Source organism: Catenuloplanes nepalensis, from assembly GCF_030811575.1.
Classification (GTDB): Bacteria; Actinomycetota; Actinomycetes; order Mycobacteriales; family Micromonosporaceae; genus Catenuloplanes; species Catenuloplanes nepalensis.
In genome coordinates this window covers 8,039,927-8,055,587 of record NZ_JAUSRA010000001.1, presented here as the reverse complement: position 1 = coordinate 8,055,587, position 15,661 = coordinate 8,039,927, and the positions used below count along the sequence as shown (strand labels likewise).

Genomic DNA, 15,661 nt, shown 5'->3' with positions numbered 1-15,661 from the left:
CTGAAGAATGACGAGTAGGCCGCTTCCGTGCCCGCTTACTGAACGAAGCGGAGGGGACAGGTGCGCCCGCTGGCCCTGGGGACGTAGATGCCTCACTCGACACGCTGGCAGATCCGCCGGTGCCATCATCGCCGGGTGGTGGCCGTACCGCGCCGTCCCGGCTGAAGAACTACGAGAACGTTCATGCCGCTCGGTTCCGAGGGGCAGCAGCACATCGCCGTGCCCAGGACGCCCACGCGGGCTGCCGCTGGTGCCGTTCCCGCCTGAGGGATTCCCCGGCAGCCCCGATGAACACCGACGGTTTCGATAGTCTGACCATCGCGGCTCGCAGGCTCCCGGGTTCGAGCCTGGATCTCGGACCTCGGCCACGATCTGATCGCCGTTGTCAGGTGGAAGCCCGACCGACCTCAACCTTCCGACCGCATACGGCTCAACAGGAATCAGCTACCAAATCGAGCGCCGAATCAGCCAGCTCTTCCGCGGCGCTGGTTGGAGGACACGGCAGTGGCTGATCCTCGGCATCCCGCGCTGCTGTCTCCTCCGCGCGCAAACGTCTGCGCACTGCCGCCCCGTTTAATGTCACGGTTGGCTGCCGGGCTCCCGCCGAGAGAAACCGGGGCGCTCCACAGCGAGCACCGGTCTTCGTCAACAAGGCCGGAGGCCACACCCTCCGGGCGGCAACAGCGATAAGGTGCCGCGGACGGAGTCCTCGTCGACGCCCCCGAAGCCGAGCAGCGGGGGGAGCGCCCTTCCGGTGTAGACAACCAGGCGATTAGTCATGGCGCCTCGTCCACGCCGAACTTGGTTTCACGTGAAACAACCCCTGCCCGCTCAGATGATCTCTGGCGGTCTGCCGCCGGCGAGCCCTCACTCGCTACCGCAGAAGCAGCCCGTGGGACCGTCGTGAGCCTCCCAGCGCCCATCGCATACTCCTCCTGTTTCACGTGAAACGTGAAACCAGCGCCGCGCTCGTGCGTACCCCCGGAAAGCGAAAGGCTCGAAGGGTTGTAACCCTTCGAGCCAATGGCGTGACGTCAAGGTAGATCGGTCAGGCGTCCTCGTCCTCGTCCTCGCGGCGCTCGACGCCGATTATTCCGACGATGCGCTCCAGGTCGTCCACGGTCGCGAACTCGATCGTGATCTTGCCCTTGCTTCGGCCGATGTCTACCTTCACCCGCGTGTCGAAGCGGTCCGAGAGACGGTCGGCCAGATCCGTCAGGGCCGGCGCGTGCGGCTTCGCTCGCCGCTGCGCCGCCTTCTTGGCGACTGGCCCGTCGCTCAGGGCGAGCTGCACCAGCTCCTCGGTGCCCCGGACTGAAATGCCCTCGTTCACGATCCGCTTCGCCATCTCGTCCTGGGCGTCAGCGTCCTCCAGCGTCAGCAGCGCCCGCGCGTGCCCGGCGGAGAGAACGCCGGCGGCGACGCGACGCTGCACCTGCGGCGGCAGGTTCAGGAGGCGGATCGTGTTGGAGATCTGCGGGCGGCTGCGGCCGATCCGGCGGGCCAGCTCGTCGTGCGTGGCGCCGAACTCTTCGAGCAGCTGCTGGTACGCGGCTGCCTCTTCGAGCGGGTTCAGGTTGGCTCGGTGGATGTTCTCCAGGAGAGCGTCGCGGAGCATCGCGTCGTCCTTGGTCTCCCGGACGATCGCGGGGATGGTCTCGCGGCCGATCGCCTGGGCGGCCCGCCAGCGCCGCTCACCCATGACGAGTTCGTATCTGCCCGGCTCGAGTTCCCGCACGACGATCGGCTGCAGAAACCCGACCTCCTGGATGGAGATCTTCAGTTCCTCCAGCGCCTCCTCGTCGAAGACGTGCCGGGGCTGCTTCGGGTTGGTGACGATGTCGGTGACCGAGATTTCGGCGAACCGGGCACCGGGCACCGGCGCCAGATCCGGCTCGGCGACCATGACCGGCTCGACGACGGCCGGCTCGACAGCGACGGGCTCCACAGCGGCCGGCCCCACAGGGGGCGCAACCGAAGCCACCGGCGCCGGAGCGGCCGGGGCCGGGGGAGCGGGGGGAGCCGACGGAGCCGGTGGAGCGGCCGGTGCGGGCACGGCCACCGTCTCAGCCGCAGGCGCGGTCGGGATCAGGGCTCCGAGTCCACGCCCGAGCCCGCCCTTAGGACCCTTCCTCATGTGCCCGCTTCTCCTTGCTCCGAATACCGCCACCGCCGCGCCACCCGCGACGGCCACCAAGTCGCCCGAATCAACCACAGTGCCACACACCACGGGCCGGCGATGTAGCCGTCCCGGAATCGACCATGCTAAAGCGCGCCGCGGCGCCTACCCGTTGCGGCCCAGGTTTTCCTTGGCGCCCCGCTCGGCGATCTCGCGGGCGGCCTCGAAGTAGCTGGTGGCCCCGCGCGACCCCGGGTCGTACGTGACGACGGACTGCCCGTAGCTCGGCGCCTCGGAGACGCGCACGTTGCGGGGGATGACGGCCTGCAGCACCTTGTCGCCGAAGTGGTTCCGCACATCCTGCTCGACCGCGTCGGCCAGGCGGGTACGCCGGTCGTACATGGTCAGCAGGATGGTGGAGACGTCGAGCGTCGGGTTCAGGTGCTGGCGAACCAGGTTGATGTTGTTGATCAGCTGGTTGAGCCCCTCAAGCGCGTAGTACTCGCACTGGATGGGGATCAGCACCTCCTGCGCGGCGACGAGCGCGTTGACCGTGAGCAGGCCGAGCGACGGCGGGCAGTCGATGAAGACGTAGTCGAACTGCTCAGGGTGGCTCTTGATCGCGCGCGACAGGCGCGACTCGCGGGCGACCACGGAGACCAGCTCGATCTCGGCGCCGGCCAGGTCGATCGTCGCGGGCACGCACCAGAGGTTGGGGATGCCCTCGACGCCCTGGGCCACGTCGGCCAGCGGCACGTTGTCGATCAGGCAGTCGTAGACGTCCGGCACGCCCGCGTGGTGCGGCACGTTCAGACCCGTGGACGCGTTGCCCTGCGGGTCGAGGTCGACCACCAGCACGCGGTTACCGTGCAGTGCCAGCGCGACCGCGAGGTTGACGGTCGTGGTGGTCTTGCCGACGCCGCCCTTTTGGTTCGCGACGCACATGATCCTGGGGTGCGCCGGACGAGGCATCGTCACCTCGCCGCTCGGATTGAGGATCTGCACGGCGCGCAACGCCTCCATGGCCAAAGGAAGATCCACGTCGGCGGGAGCCGACGTTTCACGTGAAACGTAGGGGTCGCTGTCTGTCTCAGCCGGCAGTTCGGGTCCGCCGTAGCCGTTTCCCACCCGCGGTTGCGGCACCGGATACTCCTCGCCCTCAAATCGACCCGGTCCTACCGGGGCAGGATCAATCCTGCCGTACGAGTGCTCGCCCGGCGAGCCGTCATAGCGCGTTTCACGTGAAACAGGGTAAGAGGAGGAGCCTGGATAGCTTCCGTAGTCCTGCACCGTGTCATCCCTGCCAAATTCGGATGAGTCCACACTATCGACGCGCGGCCAGCCTACGGCGGTGGGGCGCCCATGACCACGCCCATCCGGGCCATGTTTCACGGGAAACGAGAGCGCCTCGGAACTGAAGACCATAAAACCAGGCGTCAGCCGCAGTACGCCGGAGCAGCGCGCCTCACAATCCGGCCAGCCAGTGCCGTTCGGTGCTTCCAGCAGCGGGTCGATCTCCGGCGGTGGCGGCCGAAGGCCGGACGCCATGCTGGAGGCGAGCGACGCGGAGAGCGGCGCACTGAAGGTCGCCGGAAGAAGCGGAACCGCCGCCACGGGTACGGACACGGGCGCCGGAAAATCGAGAACGCGCGCGGCTGAAGCGGACGCAGGGCTCGGTGCCGGGCCGGCATCCAACGGGCTGGAGGCCAGCAGTCCGGACGGAGATCGCCTAGAACCGGGGCCGATGCCGGCTCCCTCCGTCGCCGCCGAGCCACCGGAAGCATCCAGCATCCGCTTCCGCCGCGACTCCTTCCCCCGGGCTGATGCACGGCCCGGCCCACCGGCTGATCCGCCGGCCAACGCACGAGCCAACCCTTTGGAAGGGTCCGCCACAGGCGCATCGGCTCCAGATCCATGGGCCGTGGACGAACCAGCCGAAGACGCACCGGCCGCGAAGACACCTTCCCGAGACGCACCGATCGCGACGAAAGCGGCCTCAGAAGCACCGCCCTCAGAAGCACCGCCCTCAGAAGCACCGCCCTCAGAAGCACCGGCCTCAGAAGCACCGCTCCCAGGAGCACCGGCCTGAGACGCACCCGCCCCGGACCCCGCACTCAGCCCACCGGCATCGAGCCGATCGGGGCCGTCCAGCACCGCCGCACCGGACGACCCGATCCCGGAGCCCGGCACCGACGACGCCGACGGCACGGACGACCGCCCGCCCTTGGCCTTCCGCTTACCGCGCCGCCGACCCCGCATCTAGCCCCTCCGTCTCCTCCCGCCCCCGGAGCCGCCGTCGGTCCTGAACGAGGACCGGCGCTCCGGACGGGATGCCTTCCCCGACCGTGCCGGCACGACCGCCCGCTCCCGGACGATCTCCACCACGGTCGTCGGCGCGGCGAGGAGCGTCTCCCCGCACAGCCGGACGACCGGCGTGGAACCACCCAGCCGGCTCACCGCGCTCTGGTGCTCCGCGATCTCCTCCGCGGCCGACGACCCCTTCAGGGCCAGCAGCCGTCCGCCGACGGCGGTGAGGGGCAGGCACCAGCCCGCGAGCCGGTCAAGCGGCGCGACCGCCCGTGCGGTGACGACGTCGGCGGGGGAGAGGGGGCCCCCGACGACCTCTTCGGCGCGGCCCCGGATCACCGTGGTGGTGTCGTCCAGGCCCAGTGCCGTCACCGCTTCCGCCAGGAAGGCGGTCCGTCGTGCCAGTGGCTCGACCAGCGCGATCGTGAGATCAGGACGGGCCACCGCAAGCACGATACCGGGCAAACCGGCCCCAGAGCCGACGTCGACGACGGAAGCGCCGGAAGGGATTAGCTCGGCGAGTGCGGCACAGTTCAGCAGGTGCCTTTCCCAGATGCGTGGCGCCTCGCGCGGCCCGATCAGCCCGCGCACCACGCCGTCCGTACCGAGGAGCGTGGCGAACGCCGCGGCCAGCGCCAGCCGGTCCCCGAACAACGCCTCGGCCGCCGGCCGCAACGCCTCCGGAAGCGAAAGATCAAATTCCTCCGCGGGTACGGCCGAAGCCGCGGACTCGCCGGCCCGCTCAGAGCCGGACGCGGAGGACACAGTGTCAGACGACAGCGGCTCGGAAGGCACGACGCCCTCCGAGCCGCTGGAAGCGGAATCGCGCACGGATCAGTCGACCGGCCGAACGACGATGCGGCGGCTGGGCTCCACGCCCTCCGACTCGCTCTCCACGCCGGACGCCGCGTTGATCACGTCGTGCACGCACTTGCGCTCGAACGCGGACATCGGCTCCAGCCGGACCGGCTCACCGTGCTCGCGCACCTTCTCGATCGCGTTGCGCGCGACCGAGGCGAGTTCCTTGCGCCGGGCGTTGCGGTAGCCGCCGACGTCGAGCAGCAGCCGGCTGGGCGTGCCGGTGGCCCGGAAGATCGCCAGCCGGGTCAGTTCCTGCAGCGCCTCCAGGGTCGCGCCGCGCTGGCCGACGAGCGGCTGCAGCCGCCCGCCGACGACCTCGACCATCGGGCGACCGGCGGAGACCAGCTCGTCGATGTCGCCGTCGTAGTCGAGGATGTCCAGCAGACCCTCGATGTAGTCGGCCGCGATCTCGCTCTGACGGAACAGGTCGCTGTCGGACGGGCCTTCCGATTCCTTGGTCTCCTCGCTGTCCTCGCCCTCGACCTCGGCGGTGACCTCCTCGGTCTCGAGGTCCTGGTCAGCGTGGGGAGTGCTGGTATCGGTCACGGTGTCATCTCCGTACTCGCTGGGCCGGACCGTCACCGGTCCGCTGGTTCCCCGGCGTCCCGGCCGCGCGGGCCGGGACGTCGGGCACGTTTGTGGGGGTCGTCAGCCCTTTGGCTTCGCCGACGGGTTGCTCTTCTTCGGCCGGGAGCTGACTCCACCGGTGCGGCCGACCGCGTTCTTGCCGGGCGTGCCGCCCGGCTTGGCCGGCGTGGCGGGGGTCGCACCGTTCGCCTGGGTCTTGGTGGCCTGGGCCGCCCTGCCCGGGCGGACCGGCTTGGCGCCCGGCTTGGGGGCGAGCGCCTTGGTGTCGACGGACGGCTTGACGGGCTCGGCCGGCGCGCTCTTGCGGCCGAAGAGGCCGGTCTTGGCGGGCTCGCTCTGGCGGGACGCGGCGGAGCCACCGGTCGTCTTGCCGGCCGTGGCGGAGGCCGGCGGCGGGAACTTCCGGAGGACCCACTGCTGCTGAGCGAGGGTGACGAGGTTGTTCGACACCCAGTAGATGATCACACCAATCGGGAACAAATAGCCCGAAACAAGCAGAGAAAGCGGAATTCCGTACAGCATCAGGCGCTGGATCATCTTCTGCTGCGGGTCCTCGGCCCAGCCGGTCTTCAGGATCATCTGACGGCTGGTGAGGTACGTCGTCGCCATCATGATCAGGACCAGCAGGCCGGCGACGATCATCACGGTGGCGCGGTTCGCGCCCAGCCGGACCAGTTCCTCCGTGGTGGAGCCGAACTTGCCCGCGATCGGCACGGTGAACAGCTTCGCGTTGGCCGCGCCGTCGAACTGCTCCGCGGTCCACCCGTACAGCGTCTTGTTCATCTTGGCGGGGTCCAGGCGGCGGAGCACGTGGAAGAGGCCGAAGAAGACCGGGATCTGGATGAACATCGGAAGGCAACCCATCAGCGGGTTCGCCTTCTCCTTGCGGTAGAGCTCGACCATCTCCTTCTGGAGGGTCTCGCGGTCACCCTTGTGCTTGTCCTGCAGCGCCTTGAGCTGGGGCTGGAGCGCCTGCACCGCCCGCTGCGACTTGATCTGCTTGACGAAGACCGGGAAGAGCACCAGGCGGACCGTGACGACCAGGAAGACGATCGCGAGGATCCATGACCAGTTGGTGCCGAGGATGGTGGTCTCGGGCACCCCGATGAAGTCCCAGGCGGCGTGCCATTTCAGCAGGATCCATGAGATCGCCCAGTAGATCGGGTCCAGGCTAAAGTCAAACAACTCCGGCTCCAGTCACATTCGCGCGACGGCGGTCCGGGTCGGGCACCGGGTCGAATCCGCCAGGATGGAAGGGGTGGCAGCGCAGCAGCCGCCAGATCGCGAGCCGGCTCCCCCGCACTGCTCCGTGCCGCGTGACCGCCTCCAGGGCGTATGCGCTGCACGACGGATAGAAACGACAGCGTGCCGGCAGCGCCGGGCTTATCCACTGACGGTACGCGATGACGCAGCGCGCCAGCACACGGGCCGCGAGCGTGGGCGGACGCTCGGTATCGCTCATCCGGCACCATCCCTGCGTCGCTTCGCACCGTCCGATTGACGGCGGGCGCGCGGGGCGACAGCGGCCCGCAGCGCCGCATCAAGATCAAGACCAAGTTGGGGGTACGTAGCCCGCGCCGCACCCGGCTGCGCGCGCACGACCAGCGTGGCGCCGCCGGGCAGCGCGGCCAGCCGCTCCCGCACCAGGTGGCGAAGGCGACGGCGGACCCGGTTGCGGACGACCGCGTTGCCGACCGCCTTGGAAACGACGAAGCCGGCGCGCGCCGCAACGGCGGCGTGCACCGGCTCGATCGTCTCGTGCTGCCGCACTGGACCCTCGGTCCCCTCGGCGCCCATGGTCTCCGTGGAGTCGATCACGGTTTCCGTGGAGGCGAGGTGGAGGTGGACGACGACGGATCCGCGCGCGGCCCGACGGCCAGCACGGATCGCCACGGCGAAGTCGCTGCTACGCCGCAGTCGCTGAGCTGCGGCCAACACGACTGACCTGCCCCCTCCTGACCGGCGGGCCGGACGTCAGGCAGACAGCTTGGCGCGGCCCTTGGAGCGCCGCGTGGAAAGGATCGCGCGACCCGCACGGGTGCGCATGCGCAGCCGGAAGCCATGGGTCTTCGCGCGGCGGCGGTTGTTCGGCTGGAAGGTGCGCTTGCTCACGTCAAACTCCGTCTTCGTACGGCCCGAGCACGCTCTGCGAGCCGGAGGTCGTCTGTCCCTGCGTTCCCCGAGGCCGGAGGTGATCTTGCAAACGGCCCGAAGTCTCTGCTCAATGCTAACCGGCCGCACCAGGAGTCGCCCGGCGGGCCGTCACAGCCAGCCGATTAGCCTGCCCAGAGTACGCGGGTGCACCACCGGGCGTCAAAACGCGCCGACCCGGCACACCGCGGGTGAACTGCGGCTACTCGCCACCCGGGTCCCCTCGGGCCGTCCGGCGGTTGATGCTGCGGGGGCATCGCTGTTAGCGTGCCCGTTTGCCGGTGGCGACATCGGCGGCCCGGCCACCGCGGCGCGCCGGAGGGCCAGAACCGGACGAGGGGGAAAGTCGTTCGGCACGGTGGACCCTTCATCCGCGCCACCGCAGCTCGGCCGATCTCACCAGCAACGGACGGTAAGCCACAATCGGTCGGTACACAGGGTGTGGATAACCTGTGGACGACGGTCGTGAAGAACGTGGGCAGCAGCAGTGTCGGCGGGGGGCCGACGGCGGAACCACGGTCCCGGCGACCACAGGACGACAGCGGCAACCGGCCGGCAGGCGACCGGTCATGTCGGGAGCGATGGGGGTGGCGGGACGGTGGCCGACACGGTCGACCTTGCCTCGGTGTGGAGCGCCGCAACCGACGATCTCGCCGATGAGATCGTGTCGGCGCAGCAGCGCGCCTACCTCCGCCTGACCCGGCTGCGCGCGATCGTCGAGGACACCGCGCTGCTCTCCGTGCCGGACGCGTTCACCCGGGACGTGATCGAGTCACGCCTGCGCCCGGCGATCACCGATGCGCTCTCCCGCCGGCTCGGCCGCCCGATACAGGTGGCGGTGACCGTGCGCCCGCCCGAGGACGGCGCCGGACGCCCGGCCGGGACGATCTACGGATCGCCGTCGCCCCCGCCGGACGCCGCACCTTCCTACCCCGAGCGCGAGGCACTCTTCGACCCGCCGGCCGCCGACCCGGTGCCGTACCCGGATCACGACTACTCCCGCCCCCCGGCCCGTCCGGAGTACGCGGATCAGCGCGCCATCGAACCGGAGACCGCACCGATCTCACCGAACGGTGCCCGCCGGGAGAGCGCGCCGGAGCCCTCGGCCCACCGCGATGAGCCGCAGGCCGCACTCTTCGCCGCGCCGCCGAGAGCGCAGGCCCCGGTCGCGGATCCGCGCATGCAGCAGCCCGAGCACCACCGCTCGGCCGCGCCGTACCAGCCCGCGCAGGTGCACGAGCGGCCCGAGCCGCCGCACCGCGAGGAGTCCCGCCCACGCGCGCACGCGTTCAACGACGACACCCCGCCGCCGTTCGGCCGCGAGCCGCGCCAGGCCGCGCCGCCGCCGATGGCCGACGACCCCGCGGACACCGGCCCCGGCGACAGCGGGCCGGGCCGCGCAGTGCGGGAGCTCCGCCCCGGCGTGACCGGCGGCCCCGGTGGCCTGGACCGGGCGCGTCCCGGCGGCGAGTCCGGTGGCAACCGGCTCAACCCGAAGTACATGTTCGAGACGTTCGTCATCGGCTCCTCGAACCGGTTCGCGCACGCCGCGTCCGTGGCGGTCGCGGAGTCCCCGGCGAAGGCGTACAACCCGCTGTTCATCTACGGCAGTTCCGGGCTGGGCAAGACACACCTGCTGCACGCGATCGGCCACTACGCCACGACGCTGGGCCACGCCCGCTCGGTGCGCTACGTGTCGACCGAGGAGTTCACGAACGAGTTCATCAACTCGCTCCGGGACGACAAGACCAGCGCGTTCCAGCGGCGTTACCGGGACACCGACATCCTCCTGATCGACGACATCCAGTTCCTGGTGAGCCGGGAACGGACGCAGGAGGAGTTCTTCCACACGTTCAACACGCTGCACAACGCGAACAAGCAGATCGTCATCACGTCCGACCGGTCGCCGAAGCAGCTGACCACGCTGGAGGACCGGCTGCGAACCCGCTTCGAGTGGGGTCTGCTCGCCGACATCCAGCCGCCGGACCTGGAGACGCGGATCGCGATCCTGCAGAAGAAGGCGGCGCAGGAGCGTCTCTCCGCGCCGCCGGACGTGCTGGAGTTCATCGCGTCCCGGATCTCCGCCTCGATCCGCGAGCTGGAGGGCGCGCTGATCCGGGTGACCGCGTTCGCAAGCCTGACCAGGTCGCCGGTGGCGCTCTCGCTGGCCGAGGAGGTGCTGCGGGACTTCATCCCGGACGGCGCCGGCCCGGAGATCACCGCGGACCAGATCATGGTGTCGACCTCGGAGTACTTCGGGGTGAGCCTGGAGGACCTGCGCGGGCACTCGCGCTCCCGGGTGCTGGTGAACGCGCGCCAGGTGGCCATGTACCTGTGCCGGGAGCTGACCGACCTGTCGCTGCCCCGGATCGGCCAGGCGTTCGGCGGCCGCGATCACACCACGGTGATGCACGCCGACCGGAAGATCCGGCAGCAGATGGCGGAGCGGCGGTCGCTCTACAACCAGATCGCCGAGCTGACCAACCGGATCAAGCAGAACTCGTAGTCGCGCCGCCGGGGATTCTGAGGCCCTGGAACCGCTCGATCCGGCAGGCGTGCCGTTTCGATGCCGCGCGGCCGCATGCCGTACCCACAGGTCAAATTCTTGATTTCCCGCTTCCGGCGTGGCCACTTTCCCAGTGCTCCCGCGGGCAACGGTCGTCGCTGGCGCTCCTCCCTGCACGATCCGTCGGTGGCCGGCCCGACCCCACGTGCCCTCGCCGCGATCACGGGCCGTATTCCGGGCTCTCTGATGCCCGCCACGGGTCCGTTACTCAACTGTGACCAGCGTCTTCGATGGCGTCGGCCCGAGGGCCGCCCCTGGCGGTGTCCGGAGTTATCCCCAGAAGTTATCCACCGCTTGTCCACTGCGTGCGAGCCTCGTCCACAGGCATCCACAGATCTTGAGGCTTTTCCACAGGCATCTATCCACAGATTGTGGATAGCCAGGTCGCAAGTGCGCACAGCGGAAATCCCATATCCACAGGTGGCCGCGGCTATCCACATCCTCCGATCGGTTGGTTGTCCACACTGTCCACACACCGTCCACAGGCTATCCACCGGAGTTATGCACAGTCGGTGGATAACCTCCGCCGGTCATCAATGCCGGTTGTCCACAGCTGGGGATAACTTCTGTGGAAACAGCTGTGGACGTGCACACGCAGTAGTCGGCTGTCCCCAGGCTCGGCGACCGTGTGAATAACCTGTTGAAGGTTCTGGGGATAACTCTTATGCACAGGGCCGCGCTCGCCCGCGCCACAATCCACAGCTGTGGGGAAACCCGGTGGAAAACACGTGGATAACCGGGGTTACGCAGTGGATAACCCGATGGCCGTCAGATGGCCTGTGGACAACTTGCCGAGTTATACCCCGGTTCTCCACAGCAAACTCACCGGTGGATAACTTCCTGACCTGCAAAAACTTGGGTTTTCCCCAGAATCCACAGCACCGATGACTACGACTCTCTTTATTTCTAGATATAAGAAAGATCAATCATCAGCTTGTGGAGGATCTTGAACTCGCGCCTCGCCTCGCAAGATCCAGGGCGCATCGAGGAGGAGCTGGCGGATGGCGCAAACGCCCGGGGGCGGGGAAGCAGAGGTCATCGGGGCGACCTAAGGTTCGATAGGTCAGGGCCGGGCACCCGGTCCGCACAGGGTCTGGCCCGCGTACCCACCTCTTGGCGCTGGACCGGCAGAATAGGGATGCCCAACCAGTCGACCCGGAGGCACGTGGCCATGAAGTTCCGAGTGGAGCGCGACGCGCTCGCCGACGCCGTGGCGTGGACCGCCAAGAGCCTGCCCAGCCGGCCGTCCGTGCCGGTGCTCGCCGGCGTGATGTTGCGGGTCACCGACGGCGTGCTGCAGGTCTCGGGTTTCGACTACGAGGTCTCCAGCCAGGTCAGCGTCGACGTGCAGGGCGACTCCGACGGCGCCGCGCTCGTCTCCGGCCGCCTGCTCGCCGAGATCACCAAGGCGCTGCCGGCCAAGCCGGTGGACATCGCCGCGGTCGGCCCGCACCTGGAGCTGGTCTGCGGCAGCGCCCGGTTCACGCTCCCGACCATGCCGGTCGAGGACTACCCGAGCCTGCCGGACATGCCGGCCAGCGCCGGCACCGTCGACGCGGCCACGTTCGCCGCCGCGGTCAGCCAGGTGGCCATCGCCGCCGGCCGCGACGAGACGCTGCCGATGATGACCGGCGTGCGCCTGGAGCTGACCGGCACCACGCTGGCCATGCTCGCCACCGACCGCTACCGGCTCGCCATGCGCGAGATCGAGTGGTCGCCCGAGGACCCTGAGATCAGCATCAACGCGCTCGTGCCGGCGAAGACCCTCAACGACACGGCGAAGACGCTCGGCCCGCTGGGCGGTCAGGTCACCCTGGCCCTCGCCCAGGGCGGCGCGGGCGAGGGCATGATCGGTTTCGCCGGCGGGACCCGCCGGACGACGAGCCGGCTGCTGGACGGCGCCAACTACCCGCCGGTCCGGTCGCTGTTCCCCGCGACGCACAACGCGCAGGCGCGGGTCTCGGTCTCCGCACTCCAGGAGGTCACCCGCCGCGTGGCGCTCGTCGCCGAGCGCACCACCCCCATCCTGCTCAGCTTCAGCGAGGACGGTCTCGTCGTCGAGGCCGGCGGCACCGAGGAGGCGCGGGCCAGCGAGGCCATGGACGCCACCTTCACCGGCGAGGCGCTGACCATCGGCTTCAACCCGCAGTACCTTCTGGACGGGTTGAACCAGCTGAACGCGCCCACCGCCGTGCTGTCGTTCGTCGACGCGTTCAAACCGGCCGTGTTGTCCCCCGCGAGCGAAGACGGCGAGATCATTACTGGGTACCGCTACCTGATCATGCCGATCCGGGTAACCCGCTGATACGCGGAAGCTGAACAACTGCAAGGGGGACGAAATGCAACTCGGCCTGGTTGGTTTAGGCCGGATGGGCGGCAACATGCGGGAACGCATCCGTGCCGCCGGTCACGACGTGGTCGGTTACGACCCGAGGCCCGAGATCAGCGACGCGGCGAGCCTGGCGGAGCTGGTCGAGAAGCTCGCAGCGCCGCGAGTCGTCTGGGTGATGGTGCCGTCCGGCGTCACCGAGGACATCATCGAGCAGCTCGGTGGCCTTCTCTCCGCCGGTGACATCGTCATCGACGGCGGAAACTCCAAGTTCAGCGACGACGGGCCCCGGGCGGAGAAGCTCGGCACTCGCGGCATCGGCTACATGGACGTCGGCGTCTCCGGCGGCGTCTGGGGCATCAGCAACGGCTACGCGCTGATGGTCGGCGGCGACAAGCAGCACGTCGAGCACTGCATGCCGGTCTTCGACGCGCTCAAGCCGGAGGGCGAGTTCGGTTTCGCGCACGCCGGTCCGGTCGGCGCCGGTCACTACTCGAAGATGGTCCACAACGGCATCGAGTACGGGCTGATGCACGCGTACGCCGAGGGTTACGAGCTGCTCAAGGCGTCCGAGCTGGTGCACAACGTGCCCGAGGTCTTCAAGAGCTGGCGAGAGGGCTCGGTGGTCAAGTCCTGGCTGCTCGACCTGCTCGACCGCGCGCTCGACGAGGACCCCGAGCTGGCCAACATCAAGGGCTACGCGGAGGACACCGGCGAGGGCCGCTGGACCGTCGAGGAGGGCATTCGCCTCGCGGTCCCGATGAACGTCATCGCCGCCTCCCTGTTCGCCCGCTTCACGTCCCGCCAGGACGACTCGCCGGCCATCAAGGCCGTCGCCGCCCTGCGCAACCAGTTCGGCGGTCACGCCGTCAAGAGGTAGGTCCGGCCCGGGCGGGGGTGTGAGCGACAATCGAGCGATCACACCCCCGTCGGCTTTTCTACGGCAAAGGATCTCCCTGGATGTACGTCCGCCGGCTCGAACTCGTCGACTTCCGCTCGTACGAGCGCGTCGCCGTCGACCTCGAGCCCGGCGGCACCGTCCTGGTCGGCTCGAACGGCGTCGGCAAGACGAACCTGATCGAGGCGCTCGGCTACGTCGCCACGCTCGGCAGCCACCGGGTGGCGATGGACGCGCCACTGGTCCGCTTCGGCGCCACCTCCGCGGTGATCCGCTGCGCGGTCGTGCACGACGGCCGCGAGCTGCTTGTCGAGCTGGAGATCGTCCCCGGCCGGGCGAACCGGGCCCGCCTCGGCCGCTCCCCGGTCCGCCGCGCCCGCGACATCCTCGGCGCGCTGCGGCTCGTGCTGTTCGCGCCGGAGGATCTGGAGCTGGTCCGCGGCGATCCCGGCGAACGCCGGAACTACCTCGACGACCTGCTGGTCGCGCGCCAGCCGCGGTTCGCCGGCGTGCGTGCCGACTACGAGCGCGTGGTGAAGCAGCGCAACGCTCTGCTGCGCACCTCGTACCAGCGCCGCAAGTGGGCCGGTGGCGACCGGGACGGCTCCGACCTGGCCACTCTGGAGGTGTGGAACTCCCAGCTGGCCCGGCACGGCGCGGAGCTGCTGGCCGGCCGCCTGGAGCTGTGCGCCGCGCTCGGCCCGCACATCGCCAAGGCCTACGACGCGGTCGCGGCCGGCAAGGGCGCGGCCGCCATCGGATACAAGATCGGGTCCTCCGGCCGCGGTACCGAGCGGCTCAGCGACCCGCCCAGCCCGCTGCCGGACCGGGCCGGGCTGGAGACGATGCTGGCCGGCATGCTCACGGACGCGCGGCCCGCCGAGATCGACCGCGGCACCACGCTGGTCGGCCCGCACCGCGACGACATCCTGCTCACGCTCGGCGACCTGCCCGCCAAGGGCTACGCCAGCCACGGCGAGTCCTGGTCGTTCGCGCTCGCGCTCCGCCTCGCCGCCTACGACCTGCTGCGTGACGACGGCATCGAGCCGGTGCTGGTCCTCGACGACGTCTTCGCCGAGCTGGACGCAGGCCGTCGCACCCGCCTCGCCGGCCTGGTCGCCGGCGCGGCCCAGCTGCTGGTCACCTGCGCGGTCGCCGAGGACGTCCCGGAGGGGCTGCGTGGCGCCCGATACGCCGTGACCGAGGGAGAGGTCCACCGTGTCGCATGATCAGCCGCCACCGGAGCCGCTGGAACCGCCGAACGGGCTGCAGGGTCCGGAGCTGGCCCGCGCGGTTCTCGACGCCGCGAAGGCCCGCCGCGAGACCGCACGCAGCCAGCGGCGCACCCAGCCGCGCCCCGGTGCCGAGTCCGGCCGCCGGCTGCGCGGCTACTCCGGCCCCGGCCCCGACCCACGCGACCCGCAGCTGCTCGGCAACATGCTCGACCGCCTGGTCCAGACCCGCGGCTGGCAGCGCCCCACCGCCGAGGCCTCGCTCTTCGGCTCCTGGGACAAGATCGTCGGCGCCGACGTCGCCGCACACAGCCGTCCGGTCAAACTCGAGAACGGCGAACTCACCGTCGAGGCCGAGTCGACCGCCTGGGCCACCCAGCTCCGGCTGCTCGCCGCCGGCCTGATCAAGCGAATCGCCGGCGAGGTCGGCCACGGCGTGGTCAAGAAGCTGCACATCCACGGCCCCGCCGCCCCCAGTTGGAGCAAGGGCCCGCGTCGCGTCCGAGGCCGCGGCCCCCGCGACACCTACGGCTGAGCTCCACACGAACCCGCCGAATCCATATCTTCACGCCGGCCCGGGCCAGCGCCGGCAGCTGCTCCGGCATGCGGG

General features: G+C 69.8%; 13 protein-coding genes. 5 read left to right on the top strand and 8 right to left on the bottom strand.

What is annotated here, in order from left to right; genetic code table 11:
• Positions 1 to 1,048 precede the first annotated feature (1,048 nt).
• The 8 genes from J2S43_RS34895 to rpmH form a co-directional block, all read right to left on the bottom strand.
• Positions 1,049 to 2,137 (bottom strand): ParB/RepB/Spo0J family partition protein, encoded by a 1,089-nt coding sequence (locus J2S43_RS34895; protein WP_306839664.1) that lies wholly within the window; start codon positions 2,135 to 2,137, stop codon positions 1,049 to 1,051.
• A gap of 147 nt (positions 2,138 to 2,284) precedes the next feature.
• Positions 2,285 to 3,313: an AAA family ATPase gene (locus J2S43_RS34890; RefSeq protein ID WP_370881811.1), complete on the bottom strand. Its 1,029-nt coding sequence runs from the start codon at positions 3,311 to 3,313 to the stop codon at positions 2,285 to 2,287.
• 1,065 nt (positions 3,314 to 4,378) lie between these two features.
• Positions 4,379 to 5,101 (bottom strand): 16S rRNA (guanine(527)-N(7))-methyltransferase RsmG, encoded by a 723-nt coding sequence (gene rsmG, locus J2S43_RS34885; protein WP_306839661.1) that lies wholly within the window; start codon positions 5,099 to 5,101, stop codon positions 4,379 to 4,381.
• Positions 5,102 to 5,260: 159 nt separating this feature from the next.
• Positions 5,261 to 5,833 (bottom strand): Jag family protein, encoded by a 573-nt coding sequence (locus J2S43_RS34880; RefSeq protein WP_370881696.1) that lies wholly within the window; start codon positions 5,831 to 5,833, stop codon positions 5,261 to 5,263.
• Positions 5,834 to 5,935: 102 nt separating this feature from the next.
• On the bottom strand, positions 5,936 to 7,060 hold the full coding sequence (gene yidC, locus J2S43_RS34875) for a membrane protein insertase YidC (protein ID WP_306836440.1): 1,125 nt from the start codon (positions 7,058 to 7,060) through the stop codon (positions 5,936 to 5,938).
• Entirely contained in the window at positions 7,053 to 7,337 is a 285-nt protein-coding gene (gene yidD / locus J2S43_RS34870) for a membrane protein insertion efficiency factor YidD (RefSeq protein ID WP_306836439.1), read from the bottom strand. The genes yidC and yidD overlap by 8 nt, the downstream gene beginning before the upstream one ends.
• Positions 7,334 to 7,813, bottom strand: coding sequence for a ribonuclease P protein component (gene rnpA, locus J2S43_RS34865; protein WP_306836438.1), 480 nt, complete (start codon positions 7,811 to 7,813; stop codon positions 7,334 to 7,336). Before rnpA ends, yidD begins: the two co-directional genes overlap by 4 nt.
• A 36-nt stretch (positions 7,814 to 7,849) precedes the next feature.
• The gene (rpmH, locus tag J2S43_RS34860) at positions 7,850 to 7,987 is read right to left on the bottom strand and encodes a 50S ribosomal protein L34 (protein ID WP_306836436.1); all 138 of its coding nucleotides are present in this window, start codon (positions 7,985 to 7,987) and stop codon (positions 7,850 to 7,852) included.
• A gap of 637 nt (positions 7,988 to 8,624) precedes the next feature.
• Here rpmH and dnaA point away from each other — a divergent pair.
• The 5 genes from dnaA (at position 8,625) to J2S43_RS34835 (ending at position 15,586) form a co-directional block, all read left to right on the top strand.
• Entirely contained in the window at positions 8,625 to 10,532 is a 1,908-nt protein-coding gene (gene dnaA, locus J2S43_RS34855; RefSeq protein WP_306836434.1) for a chromosomal replication initiator protein DnaA, read from the top strand.
• Between the two features lie 1,231 nt (positions 10,533 to 11,763).
• Positions 11,764 to 12,897, top strand: coding sequence for a DNA polymerase III subunit beta (gene dnaN / locus J2S43_RS34850; protein WP_306836431.1), 1,134 nt, complete (start codon positions 11,764 to 11,766; stop codon positions 12,895 to 12,897).
• Positions 12,898 to 12,931: 34 nt separating this feature from the next.
• On the top strand, positions 12,932 to 13,801 hold the full coding sequence (gene gnd / locus J2S43_RS34845; RefSeq protein WP_306836429.1) for a phosphogluconate dehydrogenase (NAD(+)-dependent, decarboxylating): 870 nt from the start codon (positions 12,932 to 12,934) through the stop codon (positions 13,799 to 13,801).
• Between the two features lie 80 nt (positions 13,802 to 13,881).
• Positions 13,882 to 15,048: a DNA replication/repair protein RecF gene (gene recF, locus J2S43_RS34840; RefSeq protein WP_306836428.1), complete on the top strand. Its 1,167-nt coding sequence runs from the start codon at positions 13,882 to 13,884 to the stop codon at positions 15,046 to 15,048.
• Positions 15,038 to 15,586: a DciA family protein gene (locus tag J2S43_RS34835; protein ID WP_306836426.1), complete on the top strand. Its 549-nt coding sequence runs from the start codon at positions 15,038 to 15,040 to the stop codon at positions 15,584 to 15,586. Before recF ends, J2S43_RS34835 begins: the two co-directional genes overlap by 11 nt.
• The last annotated feature ends 75 nt before the right edge of the window (positions 15,587 to 15,661 follow it).

Excerpts from the sequence above, each read along its gene's own strand:
- yidD (WP_306836439.1), bottom strand. The coding sequence starts at position 7,337 with ATGAGCGATACCGAGCGTCCGCCCACGCTCGCGGCCCGTGTGCTGGCG.
- J2S43_RS34895 (WP_306839664.1), bottom strand. The coding sequence starts at position 2,137 with ATGAGGAAGGGTCCTAAGGGCGGGCTCGGGCGTGGACTCGGAGCCCTG.
- recF (WP_306836428.1), top strand. The coding sequence starts at position 13,882 with ATGTACGTCCGCCGGCTCGAACTCGTCGACTTCCGCTCGTACGAGCGC.
- dnaN (WP_306836431.1), top strand. The coding sequence starts at position 11,764 with ATGAAGTTCCGAGTGGAGCGCGACGCGCTCGCCGACGCCGTGGCGTGG.
- gnd (WP_306836429.1), top strand. The coding sequence starts at position 12,932 with ATGCAACTCGGCCTGGTTGGTTTAGGCCGGATGGGCGGCAACATGCGG.